At 47.7% G+C, this 14,075-nt stretch carries 12 protein-coding genes; 6 read left to right on the top strand and 6 right to left on the bottom strand.

The features are described 5' to 3' along the window. From VIP81_RS10915 to VIP81_RS10905, 3 genes are all read left to right on the top strand, one after another. Positions 1–2,024: TonB-dependent receptor (locus VIP81_RS10915; RefSeq protein ID WP_331959823.1), on the top strand; the 2,024-nt coding region annotated here is incomplete at its 5' end. 11 nt (positions 2,025–2,035) lie between these two features. Beyond that, positions 2,036–2,671: a hypothetical protein gene (locus tag VIP81_RS10910; RefSeq protein WP_331959820.1), complete on the top strand. Its 636-nt coding sequence runs from the start codon at positions 2,036–2,038 to the stop codon at positions 2,669–2,671. An 18-nt stretch (positions 2,672–2,689) separates the two neighbouring features. Next, the gene (locus tag VIP81_RS10905; protein ID WP_331959817.1) at positions 2,690–2,938 is read left to right on the top strand and encodes a hypothetical protein; all 249 of its coding nucleotides are present in this window, start codon (positions 2,690–2,692) and stop codon (positions 2,936–2,938) included. Positions 2,939–3,018: 80 nt separating this feature from the next. On the opposite strand, the gene VIP81_RS10900 is transcribed toward VIP81_RS10905, so the two are convergent. The 4 genes from VIP81_RS10900 to VIP81_RS10885 all read right to left on the bottom strand — a co-directional run bounded on the left by VIP81_RS10900 (position 3,019) and on the right by VIP81_RS10885 (position 9,642). Next, positions 3,019–4,512 carry a RagB/SusD family nutrient uptake outer membrane protein gene (locus tag VIP81_RS10900; protein WP_331959814.1) on the bottom strand — a complete coding sequence of 498 codons (1,494 nt, stop codon included), beginning with the start codon at positions 4,510–4,512 and terminating at the stop codon, positions 3,019–3,021. Positions 4,513–4,523: 11 nt separating this feature from the next. Next, positions 4,524–7,697, bottom strand: a complete 3,174-nt coding sequence (locus VIP81_RS10895; RefSeq protein ID WP_331959811.1) for a TonB-dependent receptor — start codon at positions 7,695–7,697, stop codon at positions 4,524–4,526. 241 nt (positions 7,698–7,938) lie between these two features. Continuing rightward, positions 7,939–8,982, bottom strand: a complete 1,044-nt coding sequence (locus tag VIP81_RS10890) for a FecR family protein (protein WP_331959808.1) — start codon at positions 8,980–8,982, stop codon at positions 7,939–7,941. Between the two features lie 87 nt (positions 8,983–9,069). Continuing rightward, positions 9,070–9,642: an RNA polymerase sigma-70 factor gene (locus VIP81_RS10885; protein ID WP_331959805.1), complete on the bottom strand. Its 573-nt coding sequence runs from the start codon at positions 9,640–9,642 to the stop codon at positions 9,070–9,072. Between the two features lie 156 nt (positions 9,643–9,798). On the opposite strand from VIP81_RS10885, the gene VIP81_RS10880 reads away from it, so the two are divergent. After that, positions 9,799–10,794 carry a S1C family serine protease gene (locus tag VIP81_RS10880; RefSeq protein ID WP_331959802.1) on the top strand — a complete coding sequence of 332 codons (996 nt, stop codon included), beginning with the start codon at positions 9,799–9,801 and terminating at the stop codon, positions 10,792–10,794. Between the two features lie 31 nt (positions 10,795–10,825). On the opposite strand, the gene VIP81_RS10875 is transcribed toward VIP81_RS10880, so the two are convergent. Both VIP81_RS10875 and VIP81_RS10870 read right to left on the bottom strand, forming a co-directional pair. Beyond that, positions 10,826–11,227: a hypothetical protein gene (locus VIP81_RS10875; protein ID WP_331959799.1), complete on the bottom strand. Its 402-nt coding sequence runs from the start codon at positions 11,225–11,227 to the stop codon at positions 10,826–10,828. Positions 11,228–11,269: 42 nt separating this feature from the next. Beyond that, the gene (locus VIP81_RS10870; protein WP_331959796.1) at positions 11,270–11,629 is read right to left on the bottom strand and encodes a hypothetical protein; all 360 of its coding nucleotides are present in this window, start codon (positions 11,627–11,629) and stop codon (positions 11,270–11,272) included. A gap of 96 nt (positions 11,630–11,725) precedes the next feature. Here VIP81_RS10870 and VIP81_RS10865 point away from each other — a divergent pair, with 96 nt between their 5' ends. After that, a complete protein-coding gene (locus VIP81_RS10865) occupies positions 11,726–13,060 on the top strand; it encodes an amidohydrolase family protein (RefSeq protein ID WP_331959793.1) in 1,335 nt (444 codons plus the stop codon). 84 nt (positions 13,061–13,144) lie between these two features. Continuing rightward, positions 13,145–13,987, top strand: coding sequence for an AraC family transcriptional regulator (locus VIP81_RS10860; RefSeq protein ID WP_331959790.1), 843 nt, complete (start codon positions 13,145–13,147; stop codon positions 13,985–13,987). Positions 13,988–14,075: the final 88 nt, after the last annotated feature.

Here is a 14,075-nt window from a genome sequence, read left to right as displayed (position 1 = left end):
TTACCGCCGCTGCGCAAACCACACCAGCGACCAGAGATACGACTGTCAAACCTGCAGCAGATACGACTACCCTGCCGTTGCCACCTGCTGTAGCTGATACCGCCATCAAAAGCAAACGTTCACTTCGCGAGGTAGTGGTCAGTGCGGGTTCCTTTGAAGCCAGCGACCGGGCCAAAGGGGCATCCCTCACTCCTATCGACGCGGTTACGGTAGCCGGCAGTGGCGGCGACATCAGTCAGGCGCTGCGCTCCCTGCCAGGGGCGCAGCAGATCGGTGAAACGGAAGGACTCTTTGTGCGCGGCGGCACCAGCGATGAAACCAAACAATTCATTGACGGCACCTTATTGCGCACCCCTAACTACCCTGCGGTGCCAGGCGTGCCACAGCCGGCCCGATTGAATCCCTTTTTGTTTAAAGGCATCCTGTTCAGCTCCGGCGGCTACTCTGCTTTATATGGATCAGCTATGAGCAGCGCCCTGATCCTGGAAAGCGTAGACTTACCGGAGAAAACATCCGCCAGTGGCTACCTCTTTCCAGCCAATCTCGGCGCAGGTATGCAACACCTGGCGAAAAATAACCGTAGCAGCTATGGGGTGAATATGGGTTACAGTAACCAGTCGTTGTACAACAACATTGTACCACAAAAGCCGGATTACTTCAGTGGTCCCATGTATCTCGATGGCAATATTAACTTCAGGATCAAAACCGGCAAAACCGGCATGCTGAAGTTCTATAGTGACTGGGGACGCAGCGACGTAGGCATGAACAATCCGGATATCGACAGTCCTGCTTTAAAATCCGGCTACCAGGTAAAAGGATGGAACAGCTATAATAACCTTAGTTTCCGCAGCTACCTGAATGATAACTGGAAAATAGAAATGGGCGCCGCATACAGCTACAACCGGCAGGAAACCCGGCGGCAGCTGAGCAACGAGAAAGGCAACCCCGTGATGATTCCGTATATCCCTTATAGTTATAAAACGGGGCAACGGAATATCAACTCCAACTTTGCGCAGGCCCGTATCGTATTAACACATTTCTTTTCGCAGGGGCAGGCGCTGCGCTTTGGTGCAGAGCAGTTTTACACCCATGACTATGGCAGGTCCAATGACAGTATCATCCGGCTAACAGATCAGCTGACCGCCGTTTTTGCCGAAGGCGATATTTACCTCGCAGATAACATTGCCGCCAAAGCCGGGCTCCGCATGGAATACGCTTCCGTGTTGCGTAAATTGGTAATAGCGCCGCGTATCAGTCTGGCGTACCGGTTGCCCGATGGCAGCCAGTTTAACCTGGCCTATGGTATCTTTTACCAGGAGCCGGCCAACGACTTTCTTTACCAGTCTCCTCCGCTAACATTTTCCAGTGCCACCCATTATGTGCTGAACTATACCCGTAAAGCCAACAATCGCTTCTTTCGGGCGGAAGTATACTACAAACAATACAAGGACCTGATAAAAACAGTCCCCGTATTGGCGAATAACGGTAACGGCTATGCGCAGGGAATAGAACTTTTCTGGCGGGATAAGAAGAGTATTAAAAACCTGGACTACTGGATCACTTACACCTATCTCGATACCAAACGCGACTTTCTGAATTATCCTTATGCGCTGCGGCCATCATTTGCAGCGCCGCATACAACCACGGTGGCCATCAAAAAATTTTTCCAGGACATCAACACCAGCGTGAACATTTCCTGGGCCATGGCGGCCGGCAGACCTTACTATAACATTGGTTATAACGGCATCACCGATCAGGGCAATACCAAAGCGTATAATGCGGTCAACCTGCATATTGCCTATCTGTGTTCCTTCTTAAAAAATAAAAAATGGAAAGACTTTTCCGGCGTAGCCATGGGCATTAACAATGTGGCAGGAACCCGACAGGTATTCGGCTACAATTACTCCTATAACGGACTAAACAAACAACCGGCAACGCTCCCGGCTACACGAAATTTCTTTGTTGGCATATTCATGAGTTTTGGTATAGATCGTACCGACGACTTTCTTAATAACAATTTATAAAACATAAAAAAATGAAAAAACTACTCCTTTGCCTGTCTGTTGTATTAATGACCTATAGCGGGTTTTCACAATCAAACAATCTGCAGCAGGCCGTTACTAAACTAGACCAGGCACAAACCGTAAAAGATTACGAAGCATTGGAAAAAACATTTCTCAGCATCAATGAACAACCGGCCTGGCTACCGCCCTACTACGCGGCTTTATGCAATGCAAAAATTGGCTTTCTCCTCCAGGATGATGGCGACAGGATAGAATCCTATGCCAACCGCGGCGAAGAGCAGGCAAAAAAAGCACTGGCATTATTAGATAGCACAAAGCAGAAAAAAGAAGCCGCTGAAGCATATACCGTACTGAGTATGGTATATCGTACCAAAGTGTTCATTAACCCGATGACTTACGGCCGTAAGTATGGCATGGCGTCGGATCAGGCATTGAAAGCAGCGCGGTCACTGGATGCACAAAATCCACGGGCGTTGTATTTCCTTGCCTGGGTGAAATATTATACGCCTAAAATGTGGGGCGGCGATAAGGAGCTGGCCAAACAACTGGCTACGCAAAGTCTGCAGTACCTGGCCTCCCCGGCTACCGGTGTAAATCCGCACTGGGGCAAGCCGGAAGACCAGCAGCTGTTAAGTAAAATCAAATAACCTTTAAATCAGCAGATCATGGGATTCGTGTTTATCATCTTACTGCGCATTTTTTTTGTGGCATGTATGGTGTTTATTATCGGGCATGTTTTTGGCGGCTTTTCGAAAAAACCGGCGTTACGCACTATTACCAAAGTAGCCACTATACTGGTAATTGTGCTATTCATCATTAGCAATGTACTATTTATGCGAATGGCTTTTTCCCGTGGCAACGGGCATTGGTGCCACGATCGCGGGGAAGTAAGAACTGAGGCGCCCCGGCCTTAAACAGGTGGAAATAGTTCAATAAAAAAAGTAGCGCTCTCCATATCGAGGGCGCTACTTTTTTTATTGGATGATCCTTTTAATTATTTATACCCTCCGTTCTGCACCAGATTGGGATTGGCATCCAACTGGGCTTGCGGTATGGGAAACAACTGCCGGAAAGGCTGATCGGCCGGATGAAACTGCCAGGTGCTATTCCATTTACCGAAGCGGATCAGATCCTGACGGCGGCATCCTTCCCAGATAAATTCGCGGCCACGCTCTGCGAGGAGGTTGTCCAGTGTGAGGGCGGTGAGTGGATTACCTGATTCAAAATTACGGCCCCGTACCTGGTTCACCAGCGGCAGCGCGGTTCCCGCCTGCCCTAAACGTAACAGGCATTCTGCTTTCAGCATCAATGCATCTGCATAACGGAAAATAACGAGGTCATTATCCTGATCGGAATAAGGTGTATTTTTTTCGATCTCATATTTTACGATGCGCACCCCTTCGGTTTGTGTAGCGTTGGCCAGATCCCCAATGGTACGGGAAAAGATAAGCGGCGCGCCCTGTTCTGTTTTCAACGGCACACCATCCTGCGAATACTGTTGTCCTTCCAGGAACATGGTTTTGCGGTGATCTGTATCTTCATAGGCTTCGTAGAAGTCTTTCAAGGTACACCAGCCATTCCACGGCGAGCTGGGCAAGCCATAAGTGTAGCGACTGTTGTAATGCAGCGTCAGATAATGCAACATCATGCCTTTTGCATTGATGGCATCGTAGGGCACCACAAAAATATTCTCTTTTGAATTTTCATTTTTGGTAGAAAAATTCGTGAAATAATCAGGTTCCAGCTGATACCCCATGCTACTAACGGAGTCGCACATACGAATACAATCTGCCCAGCGTGGAGTGCCAGTATATACTTCCGCATTCACATACAATTTTGCCAGCAGCATGAAAGCCATACCCTTGGTCACTTTGCCGTAGTTTTTTGTATTGAGCGCAGCAGGTAATCCATTGATATTATCTTTGATTTCCTTTTCTATAAAAGCAAATGCTTCCGCACGCGGTGTATTCTTTGGTGGCTCCGTTTGTTCAAAAGATGTCACGATGGGAATATTACCAAATGCATCCATGGCCAGGTAATAGTGAAACGCACGTAATACCTTCATTTGCGCAATGATCTGATCTTTGGTAGGCAGCACCACATCAGAGCTTTCCAGCTTTTGCAGGATCGCATTTACCGGGTTTACGCCATCGCGGTAAATGAAATTCCACATGTCATTGATGTACTGGTGTGTGATAGGAAATTCATGGCTGATCAACACGCGCCACAAACCGCCTTCGTTCCAGTCGGCTCCGCGGGAAGGCACGGTGGTTTCATCGGTGGTTACCTCATTCATTTTCCAGTAGCTGTCGCGGTAGTTGCGCAGTTTGGCGTATGCGCCGTTGGCAAAGGCGTTCAGCTCATCTTCTGTTTTGAGGAAGTTATCGTCTGTACCGCGATCGTAAAATGTTTCGTCGAGTTTGGTGCAGCTGAACACGGAAATGGTCATTCCGGCCAGCAATGTATATTTAAGAAAGGTTGCTTTCATGTGGATCGTTTTTATTTAAAGTTGACCGTAAAGCCCAGTGCAAAAGAGCGTGTTTTCGGATATACGTTACGGTTATCAATACCCGGCGCGAGGCCGTCTATAGGCAGTTCCGGATCAAGACCGGAATATTTCGTGATCACAAACAGGTTTTGTCCGGAAATATATACCCGTGGATTGGCAAACAGTTTACTGTTGGCAGCCGGAATGCTGTAGCCCACCGAGAAATTGTCCAGGCGCAGGAAAGCCCCATTTTCAATAAACCGGTCGGATACATAGGTGCCTTTGATATTACTGTCGGCGTACTTAGCCATGGCATTACGACCGGGCAAACGGCTGAAACGATCGCTCAGCACCAGGTCGGTGGCATTGAAGATCTGGTAGCCAAAGAGACTGCGCAATAAAAAGTTGAGATCAAAATTCTTATACCGGAAGGTATTCGATAATCCTGCCTGGTATTTAGGCAACCCGTTACCCGCCACGCGGCTGTCGCTGCGGAAGTCGAATGTACCGCTGCCGTCGAGGTCTTCGAATTGCTGATTGCCATTGGCATCTACACCGGTATAATGCGGAATATAAAACGTACCGATAGAATAGCCCGGTACAACTTTTACAATCTGCACAGCCGTTAAACCACGGGCACCTACCGTACCATCATAAATCGCATCGCTCTTGAACTGATCGTTGGCGATGGAAAGGATTTCGTTGTAGTTGCGGGAAATATTGAAAGCCGCATTCCAGCTAAAGTCTTTGTGTTCAATGATACCGCCACTCAGCGACAGCTCTATCCCTTTGTTGCTGATCTTACCTACGTTTGCCAGCATCGATGGAAACAGGTAAGGCGGCGAAGGCACGTTGTAATTAAAGAGCAGGTCTTTGGTGCGCTTATTATAGTATTCCAGTGTTCCGGTGAGTCTTCCTTTAAACATGGTAAAATCAAAACCAGCATTAAATTGTGCGGCAGATTCCCAGCGCAGATTTGGATTTTCGTTTTGTCCGATCTGGTAGGAAGTCACCCAGCGGCCATTGTCCAATACTTTACCACCGGGGCTGTAAGTGAGTGGGGACTTATAATTCTGAATTTCCTGGTTACCAGTAACGCCATAGCCTACACGAAATTTCAGGTCCTGCAGCCAGGAGCTGTTTTGCAGAAAGGGTTCCTGTGTAATACGCCATGCGAGCGAGGCAGAAGGAAACGTTCCCCATTTTTTATCTTTACCAAAACGGGTAGATCCATCTCTGCGCACCGTACCGGTGAGCAGGTATTTATCGTTGTAGCTATAAAATACGCGGCCAATAAAAGATACGAGCGAGTTTTCTTCTGCGCCGGAAGCAACGGCAGGCTGATCGCCCTGACCAGCGCCCAGGTTATTATAGCTGAAGATGTCGGATACAAACTGTGTGTTGCCGGCCGACATGCTATTCTGGAAGAAATTCTGATAAGAGTAACCCGCGGTTACCTTCAACACATTTTTCTGCCATTGCTGACTATAGGTAAAATAGGTTTCGAGTGTTTTGTTATCCCAGGTTTTAGAAGCGCGGGTAGCAGTACCGTTGCTGCCGGCGCCTTCTGTTACCGGTGATTCTTTGGAATAATACAGACCGCGGTCGCTGGAAGCACGTTCCAGTCCGAGTAACAGGTCGTAGGTGAGGTGGCTGGTAATATCATAAGTGGCTTTAGCAGAACCAATAAACCGGTTCAGGGCCCGCTGATGATTGATCTGATTGGCCAGTGCTACCGGGTTATAGTTATCGTTGATATCGAGTTTTTCAAAGTAACTGCCATCGGCATTATAGATAGGGGCCGTAGGATTATAGGCGATGGCCTGTTCCCAGATGCGGTTGTCGCCGTTGCCATCGGGGTCTGTGCCTATATATTTATTCTTCTCTCCTACGTAGTTCATGGAAAGGCCCAGCCGGAGCCGGTTATCGAATACGCCCTGGTCCAGGGTAATGCGGCCGATGATGCGTTCCAGGCCGGAGTTGAGTACCACGCCTTCGTTGTTGAGATAGTTGACAGAAGCACTGTAGCGGGTATTGTCTTTTCCGCCACTCATAGAAAGATTATGGCTATGGCTGATACCCGTGTGAGTAATGGCTTTCTGCCAGTTGGTGGCAGCGCCCAGGTCGAATGCGGCCGCGTCAATGTTATTATCTTTCAGGTATTTGCGGTAGTCTGATGCGTTCAGCACATCGTAGGTGTTGGACATCTTCTCCATCCCTATATAACCGCTGTAGGATACCTGTGGCGCACCTTCCCTGCCGCGGCGGGTAGTAACGATGATAACGCCATTGGCGCCCCGGGAGCCATAGATGGCCGCTGCGGATGCATCTTTCAATACATCAATGGTCACAATATCATCCGGTGGCACGGCATTGATATCGATGCCGGGAATACCATCCACCACGAAGAGTGGCTGGCTGCTGGCAGATAGGGAGGACGCGCCTCTCAGGCTGATGCTCACTTTACCGTTGGGATTACCACCGGGTTTACTGATGACCAGGCCGGCCACCTTACCTTGCAATACCTGCACGGGGTTGCTGATAATGCCTTTATTAAATTCTTTCGGAGTAACGCTCACAATAGAACCCGTGAGGTCTTTTTTCTGGGTAACGCCATACCCGATCACCACGACTTCCGTTAATGCGCTGGATGATTTTTTCAGCTGTACGTCCATGCTGGCTTTCACGGGTAGTTCCAGGGGTTCATAGCCTACATAGCGAAATAACAAGGTACCACCGGAAGGGGCGTCGAGGGAGAAATTACCTTTTTCATCGGTGAGGGTGCCGATCGCTGTGCCCTTTACCTGCACCGTTACGCCTGGCAGGGGCCCGTGGTCATTGGCATCGGTGATGTGGCCTTTTATCTTTATATTTTCCCAGGCGGTATTCTCCGGGAGGATCACCACCAGGTGGCCTTCCAGCTCTTTATAGGTAAACCCGGTACCGCTGAGGACTTTGTCCAATACGCTCTGCAGGGATTCTTCGCGGGCGTTGATGCTTACCCGTTGCTGCAGATCTACTTTGCGGTTACTGTACAGAAAGCGTACATCGGACTGCCCCGCGATGCGGTCCAGTACTTTTTTGATCTCTGTATCTTTCATGTTCAGGCTGATGTGCTTCTGGGAATACCCCGTGGCAGCCACCTGCATACAGGAAAGCAGGACAATAAAGAATGATAGCTTCATAATGATCAAATGCTTGAGCATAGCCGTTCTTCGCCGGCATGCATCCGATTGGTTGACTTTTTCCATAAATTTGTGATAATAGGTGATACAATAGCAATGCCCTGCCATCCCGTCCAAAGGAGCTGGCGCGTTGCTGATTAACCTTCACACAGGAAATGTTAGTAGCATTTCCTGTGCTTTTTTCATTGAACTGTGATGTGATTGCTAGATTTTCATAAATGGTTTTTAAGTGAACGTGTGCTTAATAAATGATGATTTGCGTGCCGTTGACATCGAAGTGGAAGTCCTCCGTCAGCTGCAATGCCTGCAGCGCCTGGGTAACCGTTTCTGACGCGAAGGAGCCACTGAATACATATTTCTTTACCTGATCATTGCGGAATATAATTTTCACCCCATACCAGCGTTCCAGCATGGTAGCGAGTTGTTCAAAGTTCAGCGTTTCAAATTGCAGCCGGTTGCTCACCCAGGCAGTTTCGGAAATGGTACTGTCTATCGTTGGGAGCGCGGTTGCCTTTGCCAGCACCACTTTTGAAATAACCGGTTTTATATCGAGTTTTTTTCCGGGAGATACCAACGCAGTGTTGTTATCGTACGCTACTTTTTCGTAGGGCCGTAAGCGTATTTTATGCGATGGCGTTTTATTGAGATATACTTCCACGGCGCCTTCCAGCAAGGTAGTTTCATAGCGGTGATCATCCGGATATGCTTTCACGTTAAAGGAAGTGCCCAGCGCATGGATATTCATAGTAGCCGCATGTACAACAAAAGGACGCATCGGATCTTTGGCTACTTCAAAGTAAGCTTCTCCTTCCAGCCATATTTCCCGGCTACCTTCATTCAGGTCGAGTGTAAGGCGACTGGATGCATTCAGGTGCACAATACTGCCATCGCTCAGGCGTAATTGCTTCCGTTCTCCATTGTGGGTTTGCACCACTTGTCCTTCCATTGGCTTTGCCCGGTCACCCGGCAGCAAGTGGAGACCGAGATTACACAACATCCCTATTACTACTGCAGCAGCCAGCCATTTCCACCAGTCGTGCCGGAACGGAACGACTTTGCCACTCCTGACTTCCGGAAGCGCCGCTTTGGCCATCATCTCACTAAAAACGGTATCGGCAGGCGCCTCCTCCATGGGAACGGCCTTCCAGTATTGTTCCAGCATCACAAGTTCCTGCGCCCATTCCGGGTGCTGTTCCAGCAATTCCGTCAATTCCTGCAAACCCGCATCGTCCAGCGTGCCATTCAGTTTAGCGGTCATTAATTCATCCAGCCGGTGACTGTTCATGTATGAGTTGTTTAAACGAACAAATGTGCCCTATGGGGAGAGACACTAAAACGAAAGGGATTACTTACAGTAACAAAAAATATTTTTTCAGCGGGTGGGAATCTTCTGGCCGAAGCCGCTGGCATACTGCTGCAATGCCTGTCGCAGGCGGCTGGTAGCCCTTACCAGTTGGGTTTCTACGGTACGTGGGGAAATTTCGAGGATGGCGGCGACTTCTTTATAGGTAAATCCTTCCTCCCGGACCAGGCGGAAAACGGCGCGGCCCTGGGGCGACAGCGTGGCGATGGCTTTGTCTAACCAAAGTTGCATTTCTTTCCATTCCAGCTGCGGGTGTACATCAGTAGTCGGCGGAGCGTTCTCCTCTTCCAGCTCCAGCCAGAAGTGCTTGAAATGGTCACGGTGATAATTATAGCAGCGGTTACGTACAGCAGTGAATAAATAGGTCTTCACATGTGAGATGGGTTTCCCATTGTTCCTGTTTTTCCAGAGCTGCACAAAAACATCCGACACGATTTCTTCTGCGGCCTCTCTGTTGATAGACAGGTCTGTTGCAAAACGCACTAATCCGGTGTAAAAATGATTAAACAACTTCCGGAACGACTGCTGATCGTCCGCTATGTAAACAGCATCCCACATTGCCTGTAAATCAGTTCCTGGCATAGACCCTTATTAGACGAAAAACATTGACCGTCAAAATAGCTAAATAATTATGATTTTTAGCGGGGAGTTATTAGCAAGATGACATGAAACCGCCGTAATGAATGCCAAAACGGCATCTGCGGTATTCTGGAAATAAATTTGAGCGCACAGATCATTATGGATAACTCAATTTCATTTCTAACGCATCAGGCGTCGAACGATAGGAGTTTATTAGATGCCTATTCCCAGACCGTTACCGGTGTAGTGGGTACTGTTGCTGAATCAGTGGTACATATAGAAGTACAGAAAAAGGTAAGCGACCAGCGTACGCGGGAAAGGCGCACGCAGGCAGGTACCGGCTCCGGCTTCATCATCTCTTCTGATGGCTTCATCATTACCAACAACCACGTGGTAGAAAATGCTGAAAGCATTAAAGTATCTTTTGTTGATGGCAGGAAAGTCAGCGCAGAAATTAAAGGCGCCGACCCTTCCACAGATATTGCCGTACTGAAAATTGATGAAACGGGGCTTAAAGCAATGCCATTAGCCGATTCATCTACCCTGCAGGTAGGCCAGATCGCCATCGCTATCGGCAACCCTATGGGGCTGCAGTATACCGTCACCGCCGGCGTAGTGAGCGCATTGGGACGTACCCTGCGCGCCAGCAACGGCCGGCTGATAGACAATGTGATACAAACCGATGCCGCCCTCAATCCGGGCAACAGCGGCGGTCCGCTGGTCAATTCCATGGGACAGGTCATTGGTGTAAACACCGCCGTCATCGCCTCCGCACAGGGGCTCTGCTTCGCCATCTCCTCTAATCTGGCCGCCCAGATCGCAGGACAACTCATCCTGCACGGCAAAATCAGAAGAGCACAAATGGGCATCGCCGCACATCCGGTAAACCTCAGCAGCCGCATGATTGCCGCCAACAAATTATCCGTCCAAACCGGGGTATATGTGTATGAAACAGTACCAGACGGAAACTTCTACAACACCGAACTACATATCGGCGATATTATCATCGCCTTCGATAACAAACCAGTCGCTTCTGTAGATGATCTTCACCTCCTGCTGTCTGATAAACAGATTGGAAAAAGGATCGCTGTGGAAGTGTTGCGGGGAGGAAGAAAGGTAGTGGTGGAAGTGATTCCGGGAGAGATTCAGCAATGATGCAGGAAAGGCTGACGCGAAGGGATTTGCGTCAGCTTTTCACCGTGTTGAAATAGTATTTTCTTCCCGCCTTAGTGAGCAGTAATATCAAGGATACCAGGTAAAATACAAATGGAATGAGGACAATAATATGGTGTACGTAGTTTCCCGTTCTCCGTCCGAAGAGAAAATAGTTCAGCGATGAGGTAAATTCCATCGCAGTAGGCTCCGCCGCCCATATCCGGATAAATAAGAAATTATATAATCCGTAGCTGACCAGGAATAATCCCAGCCACCAGTAAATCCATCCCCTTTTCAATAGCACTAACGCTATCAGGAGTATAACCAGCACGCCGGTTTTATCAATGCCGGGGCCTTCGTATATTGCCTGATATCCTTTGCAGCAAAGCAGAACAAAAAAGAAAAAAAGTACGATGTATTGGAGGATTTTCATGCTACAGGGAGTTAAAAGGTAGTTATTTCAAACGCAGAAAAATCAGTCAATCACTATCATCCTGGCGGCAATTATTTTTATACGGCTTCCTGTTGTCAGCATTTCCATCATATAACAATTTGTGCCAGCCTCATAGCCGCCAACTATTTCCTGATGTTTAATGAAGTCGGCATCATTATTATCAATATCAACCGTATCCATCGTCTCCCTAACATGCATACGCATATTCAGTTCCATCTTAATAAAATAAACGTTCTCAAAAATAAGCGCGCCATTTCGTCCACTCTCCCACCAGTCAACTTCAAATTGTATGGTGTCTATATTTCCGGGATCTTCTCTGTTGATAATAATGTTTTTTATTTCGGAATCATGCCAGTAGACATCGTTTACATCAATACTCATTTTAGATATTATTATTTTTAAAAATTCCCCACTCAACCATTTCCATTTGCTCCCCTTCTGCTAATTACTTAAATTTCTGTTCAGAATCACAGTACTATGAAAAATTACCCGTTACTCCTCCTCACACTTGCCTGCCTGCTCGCTTTCGAACCAGCACCGCCGGTAAAAACCATACTGCTGAAAAACATTACCCTCATAGATGGCAATGGTGGCAAGCCCGTGGAGCATACCGATGTCCTCATTAAAGATGGCATCATTGTTAAAATTGGTCCAGGCCAGACAGCCAGCGGCGCCTCCGTCATCAATGGTCAGGGGAAGACCGTGATGCCGGCCCTCATCAGCAGCCATGTACACATTGGAATGATTCAGGGGACTAATCATAAAACCGATCCTTATACCCGCGAAAATATCTTATCACAGTTGAAAAAATACACCGACTATGGTGTGACCAATATCCTGGTGATGGGTTCTGATGAGCCCATGATTTTTGAAACCGGCCTACGGGACTCTGCCGCCAACGGCTTATTACCCGGCGCCCGCCTGTTTTCTGCCGGCTACGGGTTTGCATCCTACAAAGGGGCGCCTGCGATGAAAAAAAATTATCATCCGGCAACGGCCGCACAGGCCATCCGCGAGCTGGATAGCATGGTGGCACTCAGGCCCACGGTGATCAAAATGTGGGTAGATGATTTTGGCGGATCATCTCCTAAAATGGACAGCAGCATTTACAAGGCGATCATTACCCGCGCGCACCAGCATCATATACGGGTAGCAGCACACCTGTATTACCTGAGTGATGCCCATCGTCTCGTTAACAACGGACTCGATATCATCGCGCACAGCATTCGTGATCAGCCCATTGATGCCCCGTTGCTGCAGCAAATGAAAGCCAAAGGAACTATTTATATTCCTACCCTTTCTCTCGATGAATATGCGTATATCTATGCCCGTAGGCCGGATTGGATCAACGATCCTTTCTTCAAAGCATCACTGGAACCGGGTGTATATGAAATGATTACTTCTTCTACTTACCAGGATAATTTAAAAAACAGTCCTTCCTACCAACGGAATGTACATGCTTTTGAAACTGCCCTGAAAAATGTGAAGCTCATAGCAGATGCCGGTATATTGGTGGCACTAGGCACCGATTCAGGCGCGCAGCCGGTACGCACACAAGGGTTTTCCGAACACCTGGAAATGGAATTACTGGTACAGGCAGGACTTACTCCTTTGCAGGCAATTACCATCGCCACTAAAAATGCGGCAACAGCCTTGAAAATAAATGATCATTATGGCAGCATTGCCGTAGGTAAAACAGCCGATTTGTTGATCCTCGATGCCAACCCAGCACAGGATATAAAAAATACACGAAAAATTGCAGCGGTGTATAAGGCTGGTGTGGAAGTGAGTAAGGGGCCGTTGCTGCCGTGAGTATTACCCCCAGGGGCCTCTTTTTCACGACTCCCGGATAAATGTAATTACATTTGGCAGCACGTTACTACCTGATAAATTAACATGAAAAAAATACCCGTCCGGCACATTCATGCAACACAAAAAGAACTGAATGCCACTGAAAGCTTCGGCATTCAGGACATCCATACAATGCTTGCGGGAAAAGACATGGTGCAGGAACTGCACAGACATGACTTCTACTATATACTGGCACTCAAAAAAGGAGCTGGTCATCATGAAATAGATTTCACCCCTTACCCGATTAGTAATCATACTGTTTTTTTTATGCGTCCCGGCCAGGTACACCAACTCACCCTGGCCGCCGGTAGTACCGGATACATGATGCAATTCAACAAGGACTTTTATGCGCCGCACGACATATTACGCAGCACATTGAGTACGGCTCATTATGCGCCGGATGCCGTCAGCTTCCAAAAATTGCTGACTATACTGAAGGATATTTTTCAGGAAGATACCGACAAACAAACACAATATGTCGATGTGATCAAAGCAAATATGCAGATCTTCTTTATCGAATTGACACGAAAAAATAATAGTCAGCCAGCTCCCGATGGAAACCTGTATATATACCAACAACTGGAATCGTTTTTAGCACTGCTGGAAAAACATATTTCCGAACACAAACAGGTGGCGCAATACGCAGATATGCTGCATCTTTCCACCTATCAGCTCAATGCCATTACCAAAACAACACTCGGCAAAACCTGCTCGGAAACTATCAATGAATATATGATACTCGAAGCCAAAAGAAACCTGCTGGCCACCTCCGGACAAATCAGCCAGATAGCAGATCTGCTGGGGTATGAAGATGTTTCCTATTTTATCCGTTTCTTTAAAAAACATACGGGACATACGCCGGAAGCCTTCAGACATCATTTTAAATAAATCCTATACAATTACATTTTTGTCCTATCCCGGCGACAGCCGTTGATATTACTTTTGTAAGAAATAAAGTAATCTCCAAAAACAAAAA

The sequence above is a fragment of the Chitinophaga sp. genome, from assembly GCF_036566945.1.
Lineage (GTDB): Bacteria > Bacteroidota > Bacteroidia > Chitinophagales > Chitinophagaceae > Chitinophaga.
The sequence above is the reverse complement of the archived record's forward strand: the minus strand, read 5'-3'. Positions and strand labels throughout refer to the sequence as shown.

Bases quoted from the DNA above. Each gene is read 5' to 3' on its own strand.
- VIP81_RS10910 (WP_331959820.1), top strand. From the start codon at position 2,036: ATGAAAAAACTACTCCTTTGCCTGTCTGTTGTATTAATGACCTATAGC.
- VIP81_RS10905 (WP_331959817.1), top strand. From the start codon at position 2,690: ATGGGATTCGTGTTTATCATCTTACTGCGCATTTTTTTTGTGGCATGT.
- VIP81_RS10900 (WP_331959814.1), bottom strand. From the start codon at position 4,512: ATGAAAGCAACCTTTCTTAAATATACATTGCTGGCCGGAATGACCATT.
- VIP81_RS10895 (WP_331959811.1), bottom strand. From the start codon at position 7,697: ATGAAGCTATCATTCTTTATTGTCCTGCTTTCCTGTATGCAGGTGGCT.
- VIP81_RS10890 (WP_331959808.1), bottom strand. From the start codon at position 8,982: ATGAACAGTCACCGGCTGGATGAATTAATGACCGCTAAACTGAATGGC.
- VIP81_RS10885 (WP_331959805.1), bottom strand. From the start codon at position 9,642: ATGCCAGGAACTGATTTACAGGCAATGTGGGATGCTGTTTACATAGCG.
- VIP81_RS10880 (WP_331959802.1), top strand. From the start codon at position 9,799: ATGGATAACTCAATTTCATTTCTAACGCATCAGGCGTCGAACGATAGG.
- VIP81_RS10875 (WP_331959799.1), bottom strand. From the start codon at position 11,227: ATGAAAATCCTCCAATACATCGTACTTTTTTTCTTTTTTGTTCTGCTT.
- VIP81_RS10870 (WP_331959796.1), bottom strand. From the start codon at position 11,629: ATGAGTATTGATGTAAACGATGTCTACTGGCATGATTCCGAAATAAAA.
- VIP81_RS10865 (WP_331959793.1), top strand. From the start codon at position 11,726: ATGAAAAATTACCCGTTACTCCTCCTCACACTTGCCTGCCTGCTCGCT.
- VIP81_RS10860 (WP_331959790.1), top strand. From the start codon at position 13,145: ATGAAAAAAATACCCGTCCGGCACATTCATGCAACACAAAAAGAACTG.